Raw genomic sequence first — 21701 nt, forward strand, 5'->3', positions numbered from 1 at the left:
CATCGACCCGTCAGATCGTGCGGTCGTCCACTGCGCCGCGCCATTCCTGCGGCAGTTCTATGTCGATCGTGCTGCGACGGTCTTGCGCATGGCTGCCGATCACCAGGCGGTAGCGGCCGGGAAGAGAGCGGAAAGCGCCGAGTTCCACGTCGTAGTAACTCAGGTCACGAGGTGTTATCGATAGGCTCACCGTGCCACTCTCACCAGACTGCAAAGCAATCTTCGCGAACGCCCGCAATTCTTTCACCGGTCGTTCAATGTCCGAAGCCGTCGGCTCGACGTAAAGCTGTATGACGTCCGCACCCGCACGGGCTCCAGTATTGGCGACGCGAACACTGACTTCGATGCCACTATCCGCCATAATGGTGGTGCTCGCCTCGGCGGCATCCAAGCGGAAGCTGGTATAGCCAAGTCCGAAACCGAATGGAAACAGTGGTTCTACGCCGCGTGCATCATGATGGCGGTAACCGACGAACACGCTTTCCGCGTAGCGAACATGACCATCCTTGCCGGGGTAGACAGAGGGATCGCCGGTGATCGCAGCATTGTCCGTCAACCTCCTCGGGAATGTCTGCGGCAGCCGGCCTCCCGGTTCCTGGTCGCCTAACAGCAAATCGGCAACGACATGGCCGAGTTCCTGACCGGGATACCAGACCTGTAGAACCGCCCTCACCTTATCCAGCCAGGGCATTTCCACCGGCCCGCCGGTCTGCAGAACGACGATGCAGTTAGGGTTGGCGGCGCTGACGCGTTCGATCAACTCTTCCTGGCGCCCTGGTAGGCGCATATCGGGCAGGTCTTGACCTTCAGTATCCCATTGGCCGTTACGTCCGACGAAGACCAGCGCGACATCGGCCGCACGGGCTGTGTCCACAGCCTCCTGAATGGCCTCATCGCCCAGAACCTTCTCGACACCGAACCGGATTGCGGTGAGGTTGATGCCATAGTCGGCCGGCGGTGGGGACAGATATTCGACGGTGATCGTGTAGCTGCGGCCCGCTCGGAGATCGCGTACCTCTCGGATTTCGCTGTTGGCGGTGCCGAAGAAATTCTCACCCTTCGTCCAATCTGTCGCTCCGTCGATCACCAGTTCGCCATCGACATACAGCTTTGCAAGACCTGCATTGGTCATGCCGAAAAAATGCTGTCCGTTTTCTTTGGGAGTAAAAGCGCCGGTCATGCGCACCGAAAAATCTTTCAGCGACAGCTCGGATGACGGCAGATCGAACCAGAAGAATTCCCCATTCTGCTCGGTCACCACAATCACCGGCTCACCTTGGCATCCAACGCCCTTGTAGTAGCGGGCTTCGACAGCCCCTTCGAACAACTGCGCCAACCGACCATTGCTGCACCCGACTGCATGGGCAATGTCTGCCGTGCCCTGCAGCGCCGCCCGCAAGCCATCCAGCGGACTTATGGTATAATGCGCGTTGATCTGGGCGCTGCCGCCGCCCATTACCCGCGCCTGGGCTGAATTGGGTCCGATGACAGCAACTCGACGAAGACCGGACTTCGCCAGCGGCAGAACATCGTCTTCGTTTTTCAGCAGAACCGCGCCTTCTGCACCGAGCCTGCGGATCAGCGCTCGGTCCTGCGGCAGATCGTGCGCATGTTCCGATAGATCCGGTGCCGCGTCGAAGGCGCCGACGCGCTGCAGTAGGGTCAGGATACGGCCGGCCGCAGCCCTAACCGTTCCGGGATCTACCTGGCCCTGCCGCACAGCTTCGACCAGCTTGGCTCCTCGGTCGCGGCTGGGGCCTGGCATCTCAAGGTCGAGCCCGGCATTGACCGTTTCGGCGGTGGAATGCGAGCCGAACCAATCGGACATGACGATGCCATCAAAGCCCCATTGCTCGCGAAGAACCTGGGTCAACAGCCAGCTATGCTCACTGGTATAGGTCCCGTTCAAGCGATTGTAGGAGGACATGACTGCCATGACCCCCGCCTTTTTTACCGCCTGCTCGAATGGTGGCAGATAGATTTCCCGCAATGCTCGCTCGTCGATATCAGAAGACATCGTCTGCCGCTCGATCTCGGATTCGTTGCCGGCAAAATGTTTGATGGCGGCGGCCACACCTTGGCTCTGGACGCCCTTGATGTAGGCGACGGCGAGACTTGCCGTCAGCATTGGATCTTCCGAATAACATTCAAAATTGCGCCCGTTCAGGCCCGACCGATGGATATTGACGGTTGGAGCCAGGAGAACGCTGGCGCCTTTGCTCTTCACTTGCCCGGCAAGCGACACGCCCATTTCCGCGACAAGATCAGGATTCCAGGTTGCTCCAAGCGCGATCGCGACCGGATAGCAGGTCGCCTTGACGCCTCCGACCAGTGAACCGCCGCCACGGGCTCCGTTCGGGCCATCAGTCACTTTGATCTTCGGGATATTAAGCCTGTCGATGGCAACAGTCGTCCAAAAATCTTCCCCTGCGAGCAATGAGACCTGCTCCTCCAGGCTCATGAGATCGAGCATTGCTTCAATATTCATTGGCTCCTCCAAAATTGCTTACAGAGCTAGTCGTGACAAAGGGCGGGCTGCCTGTCACGGACGATTTTCCTTCCCCAGGATTAGCTCATCATCAATAAACCTACTGACTAATCGGTTTAATTTAAGCCTGCAAGTGACTGAAGTGCACTTGACGTCATTTCAGCATCTCGCCATTAACCGGAGATGCGAGCCCGAAGGAGGAGACGGTGTGCGCCTATGACTGAGGAGATTCCACCAGGGCTTGACTATGGGTCGGGCGATGAGCCGACCATTCGCCGCCGCAACTCAACGAAGGGCGCGGCGCGGCGTGAGGCTATTTTGCAAGCGGCATTGGCGCGGTTCGCATCCGATGGCTATCAGAATGCGGCAATCGCTGACATCGCTCAGGATGTCGGCCTGACGCTTCCCGGGTTATTGCATTACTTTCCAACGAAGGTAGATCTGCTTTTAACCATACTGGAACGGCGAGATCGCTCTGCCTCCACGATGCTCAAGGACGATAATCCGCACTGGCGCGACTTTTTGGCCCTTTTGGTCGATGTCACCCGTCAGAATATGGAAACGGACGGCGTGGTGCGGGCGTTTGCAATCCTCAATGCGGAAAGCCTCTTGAACGGCCATCCTGCGCAGACGTGGTTCCACAAGCGCAGCCTGCGATTCCGTCACGAACTCGCCTCTTCCTTCGCACGGGGCATGCTGGCGCATGAACTCAGCCCGGATATCGACCCGCAAGCGCTGGCAACCGAAATCATCGGGTTGATGGACGGCTTGCAAATGATCTGGCTGCGACTTGCTGAAAGCACTGACATGCACGCGATCTTCTCGGACTATGTTGCCCGGCTGATCCGCTCGATCGAGATCGATGCAGGCCGGTGACCGGTCGTCGGCACGGATTTGGAAGGGTCCGTTTCACCGCATCTACATCGGCTGGAAACCTGCGACATTTCAGTGCGTTTAGGCGTGTCTTCACGAAGACGTAATGCGTCTTGATCGTGGGGCTGCTTTTCATCGCACCTTTACTCTCGATCTTTGACATCAGGGTGCTTATGTCTGGGCATCGACCTAGGAGACGCCATGCGCGCCTCTTCGCCCGTATTTTAAGAGGTGAATAATCGTGACCGATTTGGAAGAGCCGAAAGGCGAACTGACATTGCGGACCCTGGCCATGCCGGCCGATACCAATCCCGCTGGCGATATTTTCGGCGGCTGGGTGCTGGCGCAGATGGATGCGGCGGCGGGTATTCGCTCCTCCGAGCGGGCAAAGGGCCGCACGGTGACGGCAGCGGTCAAGGAAGTCAGCTTCAAGCGCCCGGTCAAGGTTGGCGATACCGTCTGTATCTATACATCGGTCGAGCAGGTCGGGCGTACATCCATGATGCTTTATGTCGAATGCTGGGTTCGGCGGCAATTTTCACAAGAGCGTCAGAAAGTTACAGACGCTCATTTCATCATGGTGGCCCTGGATGGTGCGGGCTCCCCGCGCGTCGTTGATCCATGATGCTTTGAATTGCAGGCGATAACGGTTCACATAGCGTCGCGAAGATCACGGATCGTGAGTGCAAGTTTGCGCACGGCGTCCACGCTGGTCTGTGATTGCCCACTTCTTTGAAAGCCGAAGGAGACGAGACGTGGAACTTCCTCCATGACGGCGCTACAAGAGGCGTGAAATTCGCGGATGCCAGCCTGCCAGAAGGATGCAACCAGCTCCGGACGCACACCCCCACCCGGCATGATGGCAATTCGACCGTTTGCCACCTGCACCAGGTTTGTCAGTTGCTCGAGACCTGCGATAGCGGACAGAGCGCCACCGGACGTGAGTATACGGCCAAAGCCGAGCGTCACGGCTTGCTCCAGAGCTGCCGCGTGATCTGGGACAAGGTCGAAAGCCCGGTGCAGAGTTTTTTGAAGCCCAGATGCAGCATCGCACAGTTTCCGCAGCAATTCGCAATCCAACTGCCCGTCTGGCAGGCAAGCGCCTAGCACCACACCAGCAAGGCGGGTCTCACGGGCGGCGGCGATATCTGCGGCCATGACAGCTGCTTCCTCGCCTGAGAAGACGAAGCTGCCTGAGCGTGGGCGGATCATCGCATAGACCGGGATCGGCGCCTGAGCTGCCGCACGCATCAATCCATGGGAAGGAGTCAGGCCACCGCAATCGAGGGCCGCACACAGTTCCACCCGGTCGGCACCGCCAGCTATTGCCGCCTCGAGCCCCGCGACATTGTCAACGCAGACTTCCAGCACTGTCTGCGGCGCAGGTCCCAAGGATTTCCCATTCATCTCGTTCCCCATGTCTTATCCACGCCGCCACTTCAAGGCATGCGGCTTTTCCAGCACCAAAAGCAAGATGATCCCGCCGAAGCCAGCAACGGCGCCTAAAAGGGCAGTTCCGGAATAGTTACTGACCCCGGTGCCAAAGGCAAACAGCAGCGAGTTCAAGCCGCCGCTCAGGAAAATATTGACGGCGATCAGCGAGCTGCCGAGGCCGGCCCGGTCAGCAATCAGGTTTTGCAGATAGGTGATCGGTACGCTGATGATCGCAGCTGCACCCAGACCGGCGACGAGCGACAGCAGAAACACATGTTCCGGCCGCGACGCCAGTCCGAGACCAAAGAGATAGGCGCAATAGATCAGCCCGCCCACCGTCAGCGTCGCGACGCTGGATGTCTTGCGCTCGACATAGCCCCAGAACAGGATGAAGACGATCTCCAGAAAGGCAACAATACCAACGACAATGCCGACATCTGCTGTGGTGCCATGCGCCGGACCAGTCATGACAAGCGGCAGCACCACACCGTTCATCTGCAGCATAGCGGTGATCAGCCCGATGGCCGTAAGTCGCAGCAGCAGATGTTTTGATAGAATTTTCGATAGCGAAGACAGGAAGGCAAGATTGGTGGCGGCTTCCGCACGGTTTTCCGCCCTCGGCAGCCAGATTGAAAAGAGGAAAAAGCAGACGACCCCGCCAAGGCTTGCAAACAGGAATGCGGGTAGCATGCTTTTTTGCCCGGCCAGGAAAAAGCCAACGAGGCCCGGGACGACGACCCAGGATGCGGAGATGACGGCCCTGACGCCGGAATTGACAGCCACCAGTTCGCGCACTGGCATGTCTTTGGATGCCGCGCGAACATTGGCAAAAATCAGCGAGTTCAGCGCGTTGTAGACCGGCAACAGCAAGAGCGCGCAGCTGACGAAGACAATCTGCTCCGGCACGACGAAGACAAGACCGTAGCCGACAATGCCGAACAGGCTGACGACGATCATCGGCATGCGGAAATGGCCGAGGCGGTCAGCGAGGATGCCGACGGCGACGCTGGCGACGACATTGACGCAGGACGCGACGAAGATCAGCAGCGAATAATGGGTATCGCTCAGGCCGAGTTCGCGAATGCCGATGATCGACATGTAAGGCGCTGTGGTCGCACCTGACAGGCCAAAGAAGAAAATGGCAATGGCGCTGATCCTGATCCCCGGATTGCCGAGGATACTGGTGATAATGGGCGGCATGAGCGTTCTGACTAAAGACAGGCCTTCGGCAGCGCCGAAGGCCTTAGGGGATGATTGAGCGTGCTTTCGCGTGGACTCACGACCAGCGCGCAGAGACCTTGGCCGCGGGGTGATAGTCGAAATCCCTGACGAAAGGATAGGTCGGCTGCTTGCGACGCCGATTTGGCAACTGTTCGATATCCTGATTGATGACCCCGTCGGTCAAAGCCATCAGGTTCGGGTTTGAGATCGGCTGAAGTTCGGGAGACAGGTAGCCAGACTTAACGACAAGCAGGCGCACCGTCTTTGGGTCGATGCCATGCCGGGTGAAGTCGGCGATATTGTGATAGGGCCGACGCCGGCTGGCGAGAATAAGTGTGATGCCGTCGATTTGCACAACGGCCTGACGTTCCTCTGGCACACCGGTATCATCCAGCCGCAGCACTTCGGCCTCGACATCAACCGAAGGGCTCGCCGGATCGAGAGCGCCACCAACTTTCAAACGTGGCCGGCTGCCTAGGCCAGCTACGAAACAGGCGTCGACCGCGGGCCTGTCGGTGATGCCGCCAATCACGGCACCGTCGAAATTCCTGGCAATCAAAGCCGCCAGCACATCGGCTCGGTCACCGACCCCGCCACCGGTCGGATTGTCGCCGGAATCGGCCAGGATCACAGGGCGCGTTTCAGCTTTTTCGGCAAGATCAAGCATATCCTCTAACGGGCCGGTCACGGGGCCAAAACGGAAATCCGTGCGCGCCTGCCAGTAGGACAGAGCAATCTCATCAGCGACGCGTTTTGCTTCTTCACGGTCGGTGGCAGTGACCACAGCGCAGGCGGTCGCGCGAGGCTCATCGGCCCAGACATAACCAACCATCAGGTTGGCATCCCAGATGCCCGGTCGGCGGTCATGATCAGGCAGTTTCAGATAAAGGCTTTTCGCCGGTTCGTCTTCAGTCGAGGTCCGTTCACCCGGCAGCAGAACCGGAACCGGCGCCCAGGCCACGCCAGGCTTCTCGCCGTTGCGCAGCGTACGCAGCAGCATGGACCACGCGCGCACCATGGTTTCGCGCACGTCGATATGCGGCGCTGTCCGGTAGCCAGCGAAGATATCCAGCTGGTCGACGATTTTCTGGGTGACGTTGCCGTGAAGATCGTAGCTCGCCGCAACTGGGCAGTCGGGACCGACGATGGCGCGGGCAGCAGAAATCCAGTCGCCTTCTGCATCGTCCATGCCCTCGACATTCATCGCGCCGTGCATGGCGAGATAGAGACCGTCGAGCGGCAGCGCCGCCTGCAACCGCTCAAGAAATTCAGCCTTGAAAGCTTCATAAGTGGCGCGCGCCACAGGTCCGCCCGGCACGGCGCGAGCATGCAGCAGGGGTAGCGGCGTGACATCCTCCGCATCGATAAAGCTGAAATAGTCAGCTTTCAGCAGGTCGGGGCCGCGCACCACCCGAAAGTCCTCCGGCTTCATGAGGACGGGTGACGATGTGCTGCATTCCGTGTGAATGCCGCCGACGGCGATGCGAAAACTCATGCGGATAACTCCTTGGAGCTCAGAGGAAACTCAAAACAGGTTTCCCTGACAAACGAAAAATCTAGAGACGCGGCATCAGGGGAGCGAGTGCAGCAAACCGCAGCCAGTCCTTGTTATCTTTCGGCGTCCAGGCCGCTTCGGCAACAGCTGGAAGACGCGGGAAGACCAGATGGTTGAAATAGGCCCGGTTCAGAAAATGCTCGGACCAGATACAGGTCTGCACGCCCCGCATACGCGGACGCAAGTCTTCGGGGAAGTCGGCGACTGCCTCATAGGTATAGGTATGGTGCGGCGGCACGGTGCCGGCCCAGCTTGCCCCTGGCTCCTGCCAGGCTTCATCCTGAACCATATCGAGATAATAGGCCTGGCCCGGCGTCATCACCACATCGTAGCCTTGCCGCGCAAGGTCTAACCCAACCTCCGGCTTCTGCCAGGCCATCAGCAATGTGCCCTCTGGATCGACACCACCGCCATGGCTGACCTCATCCCATCCGGCCACGGTCTTGCCGCGTGCCTTCAGCATCTGCTGGATACGCTTCATGAAATGGCTCTGCAGGCCGAATGTGCCGTCAAGCCCCTGCTCTTCCATCAGCCTTTTTGCGAGCGGCGAAGCCATCCAGGTATTGGCCGCGACCTCATCGCCACCGACATGCACGAGCGGGCTTGGAAACAGCGTCGCCATTTCATCGAAGACGGTGCCGAGGAACTCATAGGTCCGCTCGATCGCCGGGTTCAGCGCGTTGTTGGGGAAGCCCTGTACGGATCGATAGCTGTCCGGCGCCTCCTGACCGTCGACCAAGTCAGGCAAGGCAGTGAGAATGGCGGTGCTGTGGCCGGGAATATCGATTTCCGGCACCACTTCGATCTGTAGCGAGGCAGCATGCGCGACGATTTTGTGGACGTCATCCTGGCTGTAGAAACCGCCGACGGGTTCCGCGCCATTGCCGAGCTGCGGCAACATCGGCTCGTCAGGGCCGCGCAGCACGCCCACTGTGGTCAGTTGCGGATAGGCCTTTATCTCCAGCCGCCAGGCTTCGTCATCGGTCAGGTGCCAATGGAAGATGTTGAGCTTCAGCCAGGCGAGAATATCAATCAGCCTGATGACGTCGTCCGTTGGGTAGAACTGCCGGGAGACATCCAGATGGCAACCTCGCCAGCCATAGCGCGGAGCATCCTCAATATGGCCTGCTGCAGGGAAGCGGAATTGGGCGGGCGCAGTCCTTGCGCCGTGCAGCATCTGCGCCAAGGCCGTCAGGCCGTATTGCCGGCCGGCAGCATCGCCATACGAGAGTGCGATGTTGGCCGCGAAATCAATCCGGTAGGCAGAGGCGCCAAGTGCGGGGTTTGCAGCAAACTGCAGAGCCTTGCCTTGCGCGGTAGGAGAAAGCGAAAATGGAATATGGGCCACGGCAAACAGCCGACGGTAGAGGCCGTTTACCTGCTGCATCGCTTGCAAATCGGCAAGAGCAGTTCCATCGGCTGGACAGAGCGTGACGGGCACGCTATCACCGGGCGTCAGCACCGCCTGCGCTGGCCAGGGGAGTAGAGAAAAGGGCTCTGTCACTTTACCTTCGGGCAGCAGAACTGGCGCCGGCTCGCTGAACCGACCCTCAAGAAGCAGATCATCGACATCAACCGCAACATGCTGGCCGCTGGCAAGGGTGAGATAGGCCGATTTTGCGCCATCCGTGCGATGTCGGGCCGGCCGCCATAGGCCCTGCACCGTAAAGCGCCAGGAGGCGCCAGGCTGCAACACAAAGCTTTGCGGCGGGGCGAATTGGTGGAAATTAGCATTGCGCATCAGGAACTGCGCGTTTTCGCAGGCCGGCGCATCCTTCACCCGAGTCAGCGATGTATAGGCAAGTTTGAAACCCTCGACTGGCTCCTCAGAGAGATTGGTGAGGGTGAAGACGAAGGCCCCGCCGGCATCGGCCTCGACCGGGTGCCACGCATTGTCGAGACGAAAAGCTGTTTCTGTCATGACGGTGTCCTCGCGCTTTGATTTTTAAGCTTAGTAATGCTCGGATTGCGAAAAAGTCCGGGCGAGCTCGGCTTGCCCAGCCGTTAGCCCGCAATCGACGGGAAGGCAGGTGCCTGTGATGGCGGCGGCCTGATCGCTGGCCAGGAAGAACACCGCATTGGCGACATCCTCGGCGGTGGCAATCCGCTGTAGCGCATACCAGCGCTTTGCCTCTTCAAACACCGCGGGATTGGCGGCGGCGCGGGCTTCCCAGGCCTGGGTGCGCACGGTGCCGGGCGCGACCGCATTGGCGCGGATACCGAATTTGCCATATTCAACGGCGATCAGCCTGGTCAAATGGATCAGACCGGCCTTGGCGGCGCTGTAGGCGGGGTGGCCGAACACGGCCATGCCATTGACCGAGGCAATGTTGACGAGGGCGCCGCGTGTTTGCTTCAACTGTTCTTCGAGCGCCCTGAAGGTCAGAAACGCCGCCTCAAGATTAAGCGCGTTGTCCTGGCGCCAGATCGCCGCATCCGTATCATGCAGGCTGACGGCCCGTGCGGCGCCGGCATTGTTGACCAGGGTTTTGGCGAGGCCGAGCTTGCCAATATCCGATGCCATAGCCGTGATGCTCGCCTCATTGGTGACATCGCAGACGATCGCTCGGAAGGTTCCGGTGTTGCCAAGCGAAGCCACGGCCTTGTCGAGCGATGCCGGATCAATATCGGCCAGCACGACGATGTCATGGCTATCAGCAAGCCTTGCTGCAATCGCGCGGCCGATATCGCCGGCGGCGCCGGTCACGACAGCGATGGATTTGGTCATGCTAGTCTCCAAGGATCTGTCGGTCGTCGCCATCGCGATGCTCGACCAATTGCTGCTTGATATGGCGCAGCGTCACAGTGGACAGTTTACGGTTTCGGTAGGCCACCAGGCTGGCGATGACATCGACCATGGCCAGATAGGCAAAGCGCGTCGAGGTCGGACGAAAGATATTGTCGCCTTCAGGCAGATCTATCCCAACGACGATTTCGGCGGCCTGGGCAACCACGCTGTCGCTCTGCGTCAGCGCAATTGTCGTGATGCCATTGTCTCGCGCAAGATCGAAGCAGCGGACCAGTTCCTGATTGCGTCCCGAAAAGGACGATCCGACGATCACGTCATTGCTGCGGGCCGCTGCCGTCAGCATCAGTTGCATATTGTGGTCGTTGCTGGCGGTAACCCGCGAGCCCAGCCGGAACAGCCGGTTCTGCAATTCCGTGGCAATCATCGACGAATTTCCGCCGGAACCGAAGGCATAGACCATTTCGGCGCGGGAAATCCGGTCCGCCGCCTTTTCGATGACGTCAGCATCGAGCGCGCGATGCATCATGAACAGCGCATTCTGCGCCTTGGTGATGACATCCTCGGCAACATCCTGCGGCTCTGTGCTTTTTGCCTCTGGGTTTAGATAGCGCACGCCGACATAGGCCGTCTTGGCGAGGTTAACTTTGAAATCGGAAAAACTCTGGCAGCCGAGCCGCCGACAGAACCGCGTCACCGTGGGCGGCGAGACTTCTGCCCGCGCGGCGAGCTCGATAATAGAGGCGCCGACGGCGAATTCCAGTTCGCTCAGCAAGATATCGGCGATGCGCTGTTCCGAAGGCGAAAACTGCGCTCTGTCCTCCTGGATGGTGGCGAAAATGTCCATGCGCCCCGCCGGCCGATTACTTAGGAGATTTATAGGCGATGCAGTCGATCTCGACCTTGCAATCAACCATCATGGACGCCTGAACACAGGCGCGCGCCGGCGGATGCTCGCCGAAATAGCCTTGATAGATCTTGTTGAAGCTCCAGAAGTCACGCGGGTCGTCCAGCCAAACACCACAGCGTATGACATGCTCGACACCGTAGCCGGCTTCATGCAAAATCTCGATCAGATTGGTGATCGCCTTATGAGTCTGCTCAACGATGCCGCCGGAAATGATCTCGCCATCCTGCATTGCCACCTGGCCGGACACGTGCAGCCAGCCATCAGCCTCGACAGCCCTGGCGAACGGCAGCTTCTGGCCACCGGCGCCGGCTTTTTCTGCCCCGTAGCGCTTGATCGTCATCGCAACCCTCATGCAAATTATTTTCTTATTCGATTGACAATTGACCATATAAAACCGATTTTGCCTAGGAGTTTTGACGGTTTCTGAAAATAATTTAGACTCCGAACCTGATTTAGATATAAAGGGTGCTGAAATGCGCGATCCCTTCAAGAACCCCTTCCCTGCCAGCGACGCGGCGCGTCACGCCATCTGGGAAATGCTGGTCCCGCGCGATATCGATGCCTTCCTGGCGGCGGATTGGTCGATGGTCGAGCACGATTTCATCGAAGACGGCTTTATTGGCGTCAATGGAAACCGCGATCCGAATCCGGACAATTGGCGGCTTGGCTTTCCAAATCTCACGGCCTATCGCGACGAGTGGCTGCGGCAGGCGCAGGATTTTGCCCAGCTGAGCCATGGCGAAGATCCGCGCACCGCGATTTTCTTCACCACGACGCTTGAAGAGATCGAGATCCAGGGTGAAACCGCCCTAGTGCGCAAGAAATTCGATGGCGGCATCAAGAATGCCGATGGCGGCTTCGATACGATGCGATGGCAGACACTCTATTATTGCCGTCTGCATGAAGGACGCTGGAAAATATCAGGCTTTACCGGCTATCTGCCCAATCCGATGGGCGCCGCCTAGAGCATCGCGCCGAAAACTGGAATCGGCATGATGCTCTAACTTTTTGTTTGCGCATCGGATGTGTCCGAAAACCGGTTCTAACTTTTCGGTCCGATGCTGTAAGTCAGGCGATTTCTCGCCTTTTCGCCCATCAACCGCGATTGGAAGCAGAACCATTGCGCATTTTCACCGCAGCTCTCGCAACCGAAACCAATACCTTCTCCCCGATCTGCATCGACCGGCGGGCGTTCGAAGCCTCGCTCTATGCTGCTCCAGGTCAGCATCCGGCGACACCGACGCTTTGTACCGCGCCGCTGACGGTTGGCCGGGAAGTTTGCTCAGATAAGGGATGGGAATTGGTTGAGGGCACCGCGACTTGGGCCGACCCCGCCGGCCTCATCAGTCGCGAGACCTATGAAGGGCTGCGCGATGAAATTCTCGGGCAATTGGCGGCCGCCATGCCCGTCGATGCCGTCGTGCTCGGCCTTCATGGCGCCATGGTCGCGGACGGCTATTTGGACCCGGAAGGCGATCTGCTGAGCCGCATCCGCGCTATGATCGGTCCGGATGTGCTGCTGGCCGCCGAGCTCGATCCGCATAGCCATCTCACCGCCAAACGCGTCGAGGCGGCCGATGTTTTCGTCGCCTTCAAGGAATTTCCGCATACCGACTTCGTCGACCGCGCCCGCGACCTGTGGCGCATTGTGGTCGACACGCTGGAGGGGCGTGTTGTGCCTGCCATGTCGGTGTTCGACTGTCGCATGATCGACGTGTTCCCGACATCGCGCCAGCCGATGCGGGGCTTTGTCGACAAGCTGATGCAGATCGAAGCCGATGATGCCGATGTGCTGTCGCTTTCCGTCATCCATGGCTTCATGGCGGGCGATGTGCCGGAAATGGGCACGAAAGTGATCGCCGTCACCAATGGCAGACCTGAAAAAGGCCAGGCGCTAGCCAAAAGCCTCGGCATGGAACTGTTTGCCAAGCGTGGCACCTTCATGATGCCGCAGATCGACGAAAAGCAGGCGGTTTCCCAGGCGCTAGCCAGTGCAAATCGCCCAGTCGTGATTGCCGATGTCTGGGACAATCCGGGCGGCGGTACGGCGGGTGATGCGACTGTGCTGCTGGCAGAGTTGCTGGCACAGGGCGTGAGCGATGCGGCGGTTGGAATGATCTGGGACCCGATTGCCGTGCAGATCTGCATGGCGGCTGGCGAAGGGGCTGAAATCCCGCTGCGCTTCGGAGCGAAATCGGCGCCCGGAACCGGCAATCCGATCGATGGTCTCGTCAAGGTGATGAAGGTCGTGCCCAATGCGGAAATGCGGTTTGGCGAGAGCATCGCGCCCTTCGGCGATGCCGCCCATATACGGCTCAAGGAAATAGACATCGTGTTGAGTTCGGTTCGTGTGCAAAGCTACGACCCGTCGCTATTCACTGCACTTGGCATCGATCCGACCGCAAAACAAATACTCGTCGTCAAATCCACCAATCATTTCTATGCCGCCTTCTCGAAGATATCAGCTGAAATCCTTTACTGCTCGGCGGGATCGCCTTATCCCAACAATCCGGCGGTGACGGCCTATCGGCGGGTGCGCCGGGATATCTGGCCGATCATGGCCGATCCCTTCACGGCTTGAGCGGACACGGAGACTGCACGACATGGAACGACCGACCCCGAAACCCGGCGATGCCCTGCTGTCATTATCGACCCCGCTGCCCGTGATCGACGAAGACAGACTTGCTGCCAATATTGTGCGAGTTCAGGGCTATATGAACGCCCACGGTCTCAGCTTTCGCCCGCATATCAAGACGCACAAGATACCGGCGCTGGCGCGCCAGCAGGTAGAGGCCGGCGCGAGCGGCATCAACTGCCAGAAAATCACCGAGGCGGAAGTTTTTGCCGATGCTGGCTTTAACGACATCCTGATCACCTTCAACATTCTCGGGCCTGAAAAGCTGGCGCGGCTTGCAGCGCTCAACGAGCGCATTTCGGGTTTGAAAGTGGTGGCCGATAGTCGGGTGACGGTAGAAGGTCTTTCGGCCCATTTTGCTGGCCGAAAATTTCTGTCGGTCCTCGTTGAATGTGACACCGGCGCCGGACGTTGCGGCGTACAGACTCCGGACGAAGCCGTGGCCTTGGCTGAAATGATTGCGGGTGATGATAACCTGCATTTTGCCGGGCTGATGACCTATCCCAAAGCCCATGGCGAGGCTGAGGTCGAGGAGTTTTTTGCAACTGCAATTGCCGCCCTCGCCGCCAAGGGCATCGGATGCGACATCGTCTCGAACGGTGGCACGCCGAGCCTGTTTCATGCGCATCTCGTCCCTTCCGCCACCGAGCATCGGGCGGGAACCTATATCTACAGCGACCGGGCCATGGCGCGCGCCGGCCATGGAAGTCTCGATGACTGCGCCATGCATATCCTCGCGACGGTGGTGTCGCGCCCGACGCCGGACCGCGCCATCATCGATGCCGGATCGAAGGCTTTGACATCCGACCTGCTCGGCTTTGCGGATTATGGCTTGATTGTTGATTATCCCGATGCCGTCATCACTGGATTGTCCGAGGAGCATGGCACCGTTGACTTGTCGAAGGTCGAGGGACCACGACCCAATATCGGCGACAAGGTCAGAATTATCCCTAACCACACCTGCGTCGTGTCGAACCTGTTCGACATCATGACCTTTCACCGCGACGGTGTGGTCACACGGGTGGAAAGCGTCGCTGCACGCGGCCTGGTCTGGTAAGCGCGCTGCTGACCGCCTCCTGAAAATCAAGAGATTGAGGTTACGGCGACATCGTAATTCTCCACGATGTCGCCGTAACGTTTGTCTCATCCGGCCTTTACCGTTTTTAGCGCGTCAGGCAAAGTTTCGGCCTGCCAATCGATATGACGTTCCAAAGCTTGGCCATCTGCGTCAAACAGATGGCAGTCACCCGCCTTGATGGCGGTTGCCATTGGCATCTCGGCCTGGATCGGAGCGGATCCCGGGAAGACCGCACAATAGGGTTCGCCGTTCGGTAAATTGGCGTAGGCGATGGTGCTGGCGCCGAGCCGTTCTATGACGGTTGGGGTCACCTTAATCGAGAAATCGCCGTTGCCGAGCGCCAAATGCTCTGGCCGAATGCCGAGCGTGAGGTCCTGGCCGAGCAACTCGGGGCGTCCCGTGACCGGGATGGTCACCGTTTGACCGTCATAGGCTACGGTTACGCCCTCGGGGCCGACGCCTTTGCAGGTGACCGGCACGAAATTCATCTTGGGATTGCCGATGAAGCCTGCCACAAAGAGATTTTGCGGCTTGTGATAGAGCTCCAGCGGCGCGCCGACCTGGGCGACCAGGCCGGCATGCAGCACCACGATCCGGTCTGCCATGGTCATGGCTTCAATCTGGTCGTGGGTGACGTAGATCATCGTCGCCTTTAGCTGGCGGTGCAGCCGGGTCAACTCGATGCGCATGTCTGCGCGCAGAGCAGCGTCGAGGTTGGAAAGCGGCTCGTCAAACAGGAAAATCTTCGGTTCGCGCACGATCGCCCGGCCGATGGCGACGCGCTGGCGCTGCCCGCCAGACAACTGGCCCGGTCGCTGCTGCAAACGTTGATCGAGCTGGAGAACCTTCGCGACGGCATCGATCTTCTCGCGGATCTTTGCTTCCGGCATTTTTTCCACGCGCAGCGGAAAGGCTATGTTTTCAAAGACGGACATATGCGGGTATAGCGCATAGGATTGGAAGACCATGGCAATGCCACGTTCCACAGGGGGCAGTGCGTTGACCCTTTCGCCATCGATAACGATGTCGCCACTGGTGGTATCGTCCAGACCGGCGATCATTCGCAACAGAGTGGATTTTCCGCAGCCGGATGGGCCTACGAAAACCATGAATTCTCCGTCGCGGATATCGAGCGACACGCCCTTGATCACATCGAAATGACCGAAGGATTTGACGACCTTGTTGAGATAAAGCTGACCCACGGCGCGGCGTCTCCAGACCAACGGCTGCCGAAAGGCGGCCGGGTAAATTATCGAACAAATCCGGCTGCGAACCTGATGATCCGCAGCCGGTATTATTGCTGTTACTTGTACTGATCGATGCCGGCAGCGGCCTTTTTCAGGGCTGCTTCAGGCTCGGCTTTGCCAGTGACGACGGACTGAACCATCTCGATCATCACGTTCTGGAAGCCCTTGTAATCCTTGAACAAGGGCTCAGGACCGCCATAGGCGATACCGTCGATGAACGGTTTCCAATACGGCTTGTCCTTGATCAACTGGTCAACCTTCGGCGAAGGCCGCAGCGGCGTAAGGCCGGAATCTGTCGTGAGTTCGTATTCTTCCTGCGGACCGGCCGAAGTGATGTATTTCGCAAATTCCGTTGCCTTGTCCTCGACGCCGGAGCCCTTGAAGATGGCCAGGCTGTCGGTGATCAACAGCGTGCCCGGACCCTTGGCTTCTGGGCCGAGCGGCAGCGTGGTGACACCCCAATGCATGTCGGTCTTCAGCAGGCGGTAAGCGGCACCAGAGCTGTTCTGGATCATGCCGGCCTTGCCGTCGAGGAAGATGGCACGGATTTCGTTCTGCTCGTAAGCGGTTGCGCCTTCGACGGAATAAGGCGTGATGTCCTTATAGGCCTTCAATGCAGCCAGCACTTCCGGGCTATCCATGACGATCTTGTCGCCATCGATGACCTTGCCATTGTTGGTGTAAACCCAATGCATGAACTGGTGCATTGTGTTGTCGAAGGTCTTTGCAGGCAGGCCGTAACCAGCGATGCCGGTCTTTTCCTTGATCTGCTTGGCAAAGGCGATTTCTTCAGCCCAGGTCTTTGGCGGGGTTTCCGGATCGAGACCGGCCTTCTTGAACAGGTCCTTGTTCCAGTAGAGCGCCTTGGTCGAGAAAGCGATCGGAACACCCCACTGAGTGCCGTCGAAAGTGACGGTGTCGACGATGTGAGGATAATAGCTCTTCTTTTCCTCATCCGTCATCGGCACCTTGACGATCAGATCGTTCTCAGCGAATTCCTTCAATGTGCGCGAGCCGACATAAGCCATTGCAACGGGGGTGCCGGCGGCAGCAAGGGTCGTCGCCTTGTCCTGGCACTGTTCCCAGCCGACGACTTCGGGCGCTACCTTCCAGCCAGGGTTCTTCTCTTCCCAGACTTTGATGTACTTTTCATGGATCGGGTCGATCTTGTCGCCACAATAGATCCAGCTGATTTCCTTATCTGCTGCAAAGCTCGAAAGCGCCGAGCTTGCCAGCAGGGCCAGCGTACCGGCCATGATGGTCAAAGTTCTTTTCATCGGTGGTCCCCCTTTGTTGACAGTCCTGTCTTTGACAGTCCTGGTTGCCTGTTAGTCCTGAAACCCGGTCTCTGCTATTTCACTGCCCCTGCCGTCAGACCGCTGACCAGATAGCGTTGCAGGAAGAAGATCACGATCATTGCCGGCGCAATGCCGACGAAACTGGCGGCCATCAACTCGTTCCAGACCACTTCCTGACGCCCGAAATAGGCGAAGAGGCCGATCGGCAGCGGCATGTATTCCGTCTTGGAGTTGAAGGTCAGCGCAAAGATGAAGTGCTGGGCATAAGCCGTGATGAAGGTGGTGATACCGACGACTGATATGCCGGGCATGGCAAGCGGCAGGATCACGCGACGAAAGGTGTAGAAATGGCTGGCGCCATCGACATAGGCAGCTTCTTCCAGTTCCCGCGGGATGCGCATCATGTACGTGCGCAACAACCAGATGGCGGTCGGGATCAGAAAGGCGATCAGCGGCACGATCAGCGCGAAATACGTGTTGAGCATGCCCGAAACCCGCATCAGCCGGAAGATCGGGATCAGCAGCACAGCGCCCGAGAACATGTTGACCGCGAGAAAGACGCCGAGCAACACGCCCCGGCCCTTGAACTCGAACCGGGCAAAGGCGTAAGCGGCCGGCACCACAAGCAACAGCACCACGATGGTTGCCGTAATCGAGATGAAGAACGAATTGAAGATGTAGCGGCCAAAACCTGGCACATGCTCCCACATCGTTCGGTAGGCCTCGAAGGAGCCGTTTTCGGGCCAGAAGCGGTAGGGCGAGGAAAACAGCTGGCTCAGCGGTTTCAGCGAGACCAGAAACCCCTCGACGAACGGCGCCAGTACGAAGGTCAGAAACACCGCAATGCCACAATAGATGCCGATGATTTCGTACCACTTGTAGCGATTGATCATCGCGTGCTTATTGGTGCTCATCGGGACTGCTCCTGCGAGAGGCGGCTGGTGACGCGGAAATAGAAGTAGCTGAAGATCGACAGGAAGATGCAGATCAGCACGGCGCGGGCGGCGCCCTCACCATATTTGTAAGAGCCGATTGCGGTCTTGTAGGTATCGATGATCATCGTTGTCGTGCTGCCGCTCGGGCCGCCGCGGGTCAGGATCCAGATGATGTCGAAAGAGTTGAATGTCGAAATCAGCGAAATCATCGACATGGTGATCATCGCAGGCATCAGCAGCGGCAAGGTGATGCGGCGGAAGCGGTAGAAACGCCCTGCCCCATCCGTCCATGCAGCTTCGTGCAGGTCCTGTGGGATCGACTGGATGGCGGCCAGGAGATAAAGCGTGACCATGGGCACGCCAATCCACACATCGGTAAAGATTGTCGCCCAGAAAGCCGTCGAACCGTAGGCCAGGAAGGCAACCGGGCCATCCACCAGGCCGAAGCGCTGTAGCATCCCGGAAATCATCCCGAACTGACCGTTATACATCCAGCCCCACATGAAGATGCCGATAGCCATTGGCACGATCCATGGCGGCATCGTGAGGATGCGAAACAGCGTACGTCCGGGAACGGCGCTATTGAGCAAACTTGCACCAAACGTGCCGATGATCATCTTGAACAGGACAGAAAAGAAGGTCCAGACAAAGGTACGGACGATGACATCGGCAAAGGTGGCGTTGAAGATCTTGTTGTAATTCTCCCAGCCGACCCAGTTGGTCACCCGCTTCAGCGAGGCATCGGTGAAGGAGAGAATGAAGGTGTCGACCAGCGGATAGGCAACAATGATGGCGATGTAAATGGTCGCCGGCAGAAGCAGGCACCAGGCGAAAATGACGGTCTGACGCTTCGCCTCCATGATCAGCTCCTCACGCCTTTGCCGCCAGCGCCGGTGCCGGTGCCGTGCCATGAAGGCAAGCGTCGTAACGGCTCCAGACTGGGGCGAGATCCACGACCTTTCGATCAATCCTGGCCTGGTCGAGCGCAAGGGCAAGGATTCCAGCCTCTATGGCGTCCAATGCCGAGACGGGCTGTTTTGCACCTGTCTGGATGAAGGCCAAGACATCGGCTGCCATCTGCTCGTCAGCGCCGTAATGCTGCGATTTCTCAGAGGGCGCGCTGTAGGTGTTGGCGACCAGTTTCTCATTGTTGCGGGCGTTGTGCACGTCAAGGAAACCGCGGACGAAATCACCCTCAGCCATGCCCTTCGAGCCGATCACGCAGAACCGCCTAAACTGGTCTGGCACGTTGAGATTGGTATGGAAGGTCATCGCAACGCCATTCTCATATTCGATGATCGCGGTCTGATAGTCGATGATATCGGCATCGCTGTCGAAAACCTTGTCGGAACCCTGCCAGCCGCTTGGCTTGCGATGATAGAGCTCCATATCGTTGACGCCGTCCTGCTCCGGCGCATTGTCGGGCACGAAGCTCTTGCGTCCGCCAAAGCTTGCGACAAAGCGCGGGCGGGCGCCGACGACGCCATTGTACAGATCAAGATCATGGCAGCACTTTTCCAGCATGAAGCCGCCGGTGTAGCGGCCATAGCGACGCCAGTCGCGCATGAAGAAGGCGCCGTGATAGGGCTCGATATGCTCCGACGCCTCGATGGAGACGACGTTGCCGAGAAGACCCTCCTCCTGTGCCTTGCGCAAGTCGCGATAAAGCGGCGAATAGCGCAGGACCAGACCAACAAGGAGTCTGTCGTGCCCGTAAGTGTGGAGAAGCGAGGCAAGCTCTAGGCTCTCTTCGATGGAAATGACGATTGGCTTTTCGGTAAAGACCGTCAGCCCAGCCTGCAGCCCGAGGCGAATATGGTCTAGATGCAGATGGTTAGGCGAGCCGATCATCAGCAGGTCGAAGCCGCCGGCGGCAATCAGTTGCTCCGGGGTCTCGTAGGATACACCTACGGACACCCCTGCCGCCTGCAGCCCAGGCAGGCCGGCGGGCGCAGGATCGACGTAGCCGACAATCTCGAAGGTCGGGTCGATCTCACTGAACACACGACCCAGATAACCAAGCCGGAAACCGAGCCCGATAATGGCGACTTTCATGCTACAATCATCCCCGTTACGTAATTTATTTTCTTAAGACTGCGGAGTTTTAGATAATTCGTCAATAGAGAAACCGTTCGCCCGACAATCTGTGAAAACTATTTTCACAGCTGCTCAACTCCAGAAAAAACCTTCTGGCGAATTCCGATCAGTGCTGCATTGTCGAAGTCGCAATTGCCTGAGAGGGCGCTTGTTCATTCCCGCTTGTTTTTTTGTTAATGAACCATACCAAAAAAATGCCAATCGTCTAGATGAAATTGTCTAATCCCCTAATTTTCGGGGGAACTAGCTGAAATATCAACGTAAATCGTCTCTGCAGACTGTTAATGAAAAGTCCAATCAAAGACGATTGCATAATTGGTATTGCCTTGGTATCGTAAATTCATAAATCGCCAACGCGCAGGGGACATGACATGCAGACGGATGTGCTTGCCTTTGCCAATTTGCAATCGCGCGGCGGCGGTCCGCTCTATGTCAAGCTGAAGGGTTTGATCGAAGAGGCGATACAAGCCGGGCGGCTGAAAAATGGCGATGCCCTTCCTGCCGAACGGGATATAGCCGAAGTGGCTGGGATTAGCCGTGTAACGGTTCGCAAGGCGATCGACGAGCTGGTGGCCGAAGGCTTGTTGGTACGCCGTCGTGGCGCTGGAACATTTGTGGTGAAACCGGTCCCGCGCATGCAGCAGCCGCTGACGCGACTGACGTCATTTACTGAAGATATGGCCCGGCGCGGCATGGTCAGCGGTTCGCAATGGCTCGAGCGCGGACTGTTCTTGCCTACACCTGAGGAAACCATGGCGCTGGGCTTGTCAGGCAGCGCGCGCGTCGCCCGTCTTGTGCGGCTGCGGACGGCGAGCAGCATGCCGATCGCGCTGGAGCGCACCAACCTGCCGGAGGATCTACTACCGGATCCAGGCAGCGTCGAAAATTCCCTTTACGCTGCACTCGGCAGCGCCGGCATAAGGCCCGTGCGCGCCAACCAGCGGATCTCGGCGGTCATCTTGAGTGACGAAGATGCGAAATTGCTCGGCATGCCCCCCGGTTCTGCGGCGCTGTCGGTACAGCGCATCGCTTATCTGGAAACGGGGCGGGTCATGGAAGTGTCACGCGCGCTTTATCGAAGCGACGCCTATGATTTGGTCGCGGAACTGACGATCGGCTCATAGTCGCAGGTCTCTGCGGTCGTTTCGCAAGATGCATTGAAAGAAGAAGCGGTGTTGCTTGAG

Annotated in this window: 19 protein-coding genes; 6 read left to right on the forward strand and 13 right to left on the reverse strand. The window is 58.4% G+C overall.

Annotated features, from left to right (window positions below; translation table 11 throughout):
- Positions 1–10: 10 nt before the first annotated feature.
- Positions 11–2488, reverse strand: a complete 2478-nt coding sequence (locus BJF91_RS04210; protein WP_075613231.1) for a beta-glucosidase H — start codon at positions 2486–2488, stop codon at positions 11–13.
- Between the two features lie 216 nt (positions 2489–2704).
- On the opposite strand from BJF91_RS04210, the gene BJF91_RS04215 reads away from it, so the two are divergent.
- Together BJF91_RS04215 and BJF91_RS04220 are read left to right on the forward strand one after the other, a co-directional pair.
- Entirely contained in the window at positions 2705–3364 is a 660-nt protein-coding gene (locus BJF91_RS04215) for a TetR/AcrR family transcriptional regulator (protein WP_075613232.1), read from the forward strand.
- A 289-nt stretch (positions 3365–3653) separates the two neighbouring features.
- Positions 3654–3986: an acyl-CoA thioesterase gene (locus tag BJF91_RS04220; RefSeq protein WP_075613418.1), complete on the forward strand. Its 333-nt coding sequence runs from the start codon at positions 3654–3656 to the stop codon at positions 3984–3986.
- Between the two features lie 26 nt (positions 3987–4012).
- Here BJF91_RS04220 and BJF91_RS04225 read toward each other — a convergent pair whose 3' ends face one another.
- The 7 genes from BJF91_RS04225 to BJF91_RS04255 all read right to left on the reverse strand — a co-directional run bounded on the left by BJF91_RS04225 (position 4013) and on the right by BJF91_RS04255 (position 11567).
- The gene (locus BJF91_RS04225) at positions 4013–4768 is read right to left on the reverse strand and encodes a copper homeostasis protein CutC (protein ID WP_075613419.1); all 756 of its coding nucleotides are present in this window, start codon (positions 4766–4768) and stop codon (positions 4013–4015) included.
- 15 nt (positions 4769–4783) lie between these two features.
- Positions 4784–5995, reverse strand: a complete 1212-nt coding sequence (locus tag BJF91_RS04230; protein WP_075613233.1) for an MFS transporter — start codon at positions 5993–5995, stop codon at positions 4784–4786.
- Between the two features lie 76 nt (positions 5996–6071).
- Positions 6072–7511: a M81 family metallopeptidase gene (locus BJF91_RS04235; protein WP_075613234.1), complete on the reverse strand. Its 1440-nt coding sequence runs from the start codon at positions 7509–7511 to the stop codon at positions 6072–6074.
- Positions 7512–7572: 61 nt separating this feature from the next.
- The gene (locus BJF91_RS04240; protein WP_075613235.1) at positions 7573–9492 is read right to left on the reverse strand and encodes a beta-N-acetylhexosaminidase; all 1920 of its coding nucleotides are present in this window, start codon (positions 9490–9492) and stop codon (positions 7573–7575) included.
- A 30-nt stretch (positions 9493–9522) separates the two neighbouring features.
- Positions 9523–10299: an SDR family oxidoreductase gene (locus BJF91_RS04245; RefSeq protein WP_075613236.1), complete on the reverse strand. Its 777-nt coding sequence runs from the start codon at positions 10297–10299 to the stop codon at positions 9523–9525.
- A gap of 1 nt (position 10300) precedes the next feature.
- The gene (locus BJF91_RS04250) at positions 10301–11164 is read right to left on the reverse strand and encodes a MurR/RpiR family transcriptional regulator (protein ID WP_075613237.1); all 864 of its coding nucleotides are present in this window, start codon (positions 11162–11164) and stop codon (positions 10301–10303) included.
- A gap of 16 nt (positions 11165–11180) precedes the next feature.
- Complete coding sequence (locus BJF91_RS04255; protein WP_075613238.1) at positions 11181–11567, reverse strand: RidA family protein; 387 nt, start codon at positions 11565–11567, stop codon at positions 11181–11183.
- Positions 11568–11700: 133 nt separating this feature from the next.
- Here BJF91_RS04255 and BJF91_RS04260 point away from each other — a divergent pair, with 133 nt between their 5' ends.
- The 3 genes from BJF91_RS04260 (at position 11701) to BJF91_RS04270 (ending at position 14919) form a co-directional block, all read left to right on the forward strand.
- Entirely contained in the window at positions 11701–12192 is a 492-nt protein-coding gene (locus tag BJF91_RS04260) for a hypothetical protein (RefSeq protein ID WP_075613239.1), read from the forward strand.
- Positions 12193–12347: 155 nt separating this feature from the next.
- Complete coding sequence (locus tag BJF91_RS04265) at positions 12348–13808, forward strand: M81 family metallopeptidase (RefSeq protein WP_075613240.1); 1461 nt, start codon at positions 12348–12350, stop codon at positions 13806–13808.
- Positions 13809–13830: 22 nt separating this feature from the next.
- A complete protein-coding gene (locus BJF91_RS04270) occupies positions 13831–14919 on the forward strand; it encodes a D-TA family PLP-dependent enzyme (RefSeq protein WP_075613241.1) in 1089 nt (362 codons plus the stop codon).
- An 86-nt stretch (positions 14920–15005) separates the two neighbouring features.
- On the opposite strand, the gene BJF91_RS04275 is transcribed toward BJF91_RS04270, so the two are convergent.
- From BJF91_RS04275 to BJF91_RS04295, 5 genes are all read right to left on the reverse strand, one after another.
- Entirely contained in the window at positions 15006–16142 is a 1137-nt protein-coding gene (locus BJF91_RS04275; protein ID WP_075613242.1) for an ABC transporter ATP-binding protein, read from the reverse strand.
- A gap of 101 nt (positions 16143–16243) precedes the next feature.
- Positions 16244–17443 carry an extracellular solute-binding protein gene (locus BJF91_RS04280; protein ID WP_407639858.1) on the reverse strand — a complete coding sequence of 400 codons (1200 nt, stop codon included), beginning with the start codon at positions 17441–17443 and terminating at the stop codon, positions 16244–16246.
- Positions 17444–17538: 95 nt separating this feature from the next.
- Entirely contained in the window at positions 17539–18399 is an 861-nt protein-coding gene (locus BJF91_RS04285) for a carbohydrate ABC transporter permease (protein ID WP_075613244.1), read from the reverse strand.
- Complete coding sequence (locus BJF91_RS04290; RefSeq protein ID WP_075613245.1) at positions 18396–19280, reverse strand: carbohydrate ABC transporter permease; 885 nt, start codon at positions 19278–19280, stop codon at positions 18396–18398. The genes BJF91_RS04285 and BJF91_RS04290 overlap by 4 nt, the downstream gene beginning before the upstream one ends.
- 10 nt (positions 19281–19290) lie before the next feature.
- Positions 19291–20475: a Gfo/Idh/MocA family protein gene (locus tag BJF91_RS04295; protein WP_075613246.1), complete on the reverse strand. Its 1185-nt coding sequence runs from the start codon at positions 20473–20475 to the stop codon at positions 19291–19293.
- 413 nt (positions 20476–20888) lie between these two features.
- On the opposite strand from BJF91_RS04295, the gene BJF91_RS04300 reads away from it, so the two are divergent.
- Complete coding sequence (locus tag BJF91_RS04300) at positions 20889–21641, forward strand: GntR family transcriptional regulator (protein ID WP_075613247.1); 753 nt, start codon at positions 20889–20891, stop codon at positions 21639–21641.
- Positions 21642–21701: the final 60 nt, after the last annotated feature.

Origin of the sequence: Gillisella taibaishanensis (genome assembly GCF_001938985.1) — a bacterium.
Classification (GTDB): Bacteria; Pseudomonadota; Alphaproteobacteria; order Rhizobiales; family Rhizobiaceae; genus Allorhizobium; species Allorhizobium taibaishanense.

Bases quoted from the DNA above. Each gene is read 5' to 3' on its own strand.
- BJF91_RS04215 (WP_075613232.1), top strand. From the start codon at position 2,705: ATGACTGAGGAGATTCCACCAGGGCTTGACTATGGGTCGGGCGATGAG.
- BJF91_RS04240 (WP_075613235.1), bottom strand. From the start codon at position 9,492: ATGACAGAAACAGCTTTTCGTCTCGACAATGCGTGGCACCCGGTCGAG.
- BJF91_RS04225 (WP_075613419.1), bottom strand. From the start codon at position 4,768: ATGAATGGGAAATCCTTGGGACCTGCGCCGCAGACAGTGCTGGAAGTC.
- BJF91_RS04255 (WP_075613238.1), bottom strand. From the start codon at position 11,567: ATGACGATCAAGCGCTACGGGGCAGAAAAAGCCGGCGCCGGTGGCCAG.
- BJF91_RS04295 (WP_075613246.1), bottom strand. From the start codon at position 20,475: ATGAAAGTCGCCATTATCGGGCTCGGTTTCCGGCTTGGTTATCTGGGT.
- BJF91_RS04270 (WP_075613241.1), top strand. From the start codon at position 13,831: ATGGAACGACCGACCCCGAAACCCGGCGATGCCCTGCTGTCATTATCG.
- BJF91_RS04300 (WP_075613247.1), top strand. From the start codon at position 20,889: ATGCAGACGGATGTGCTTGCCTTTGCCAATTTGCAATCGCGCGGCGGC.
- BJF91_RS04280 (WP_407639858.1), bottom strand. From the start codon at position 17,443: ATGGCCGGTACGCTGGCCCTGCTGGCAAGCTCGGCGCTTTCGAGCTTT.
- BJF91_RS04260 (WP_075613239.1), top strand. From the start codon at position 11,701: ATGCGCGATCCCTTCAAGAACCCCTTCCCTGCCAGCGACGCGGCGCGT.
- BJF91_RS04250 (WP_075613237.1), bottom strand. From the start codon at position 11,164: ATGGACATTTTCGCCACCATCCAGGAGGACAGAGCGCAGTTTTCGCCT.
- BJF91_RS04210 (WP_075613231.1), bottom strand. From the start codon at position 2,488: ATGAATATTGAAGCAATGCTCGATCTCATGAGCCTGGAGGAGCAGGTC.
- BJF91_RS04220 (WP_075613418.1), top strand. From the start codon at position 3,654: ATGCCGGCCGATACCAATCCCGCTGGCGATATTTTCGGCGGCTGGGTG.
- BJF91_RS04230 (WP_075613233.1), bottom strand. From the start codon at position 5,995: ATGCCGCCCATTATCACCAGTATCCTCGGCAATCCGGGGATCAGGATC.
- BJF91_RS04285 (WP_075613244.1), bottom strand. From the start codon at position 18,399: ATGAGCACCAATAAGCACGCGATGATCAATCGCTACAAGTGGTACGAA.
- BJF91_RS04290 (WP_075613245.1), bottom strand. From the start codon at position 19,280: ATGGAGGCGAAGCGTCAGACCGTCATTTTCGCCTGGTGCCTGCTTCTG.
- BJF91_RS04245 (WP_075613236.1), bottom strand. From the start codon at position 10,299: ATGACCAAATCCATCGCTGTCGTGACCGGCGCCGCCGGCGATATCGGC.
- BJF91_RS04235 (WP_075613234.1), bottom strand. From the start codon at position 7,511: ATGAGTTTTCGCATCGCCGTCGGCGGCATTCACACGGAATGCAGCACA.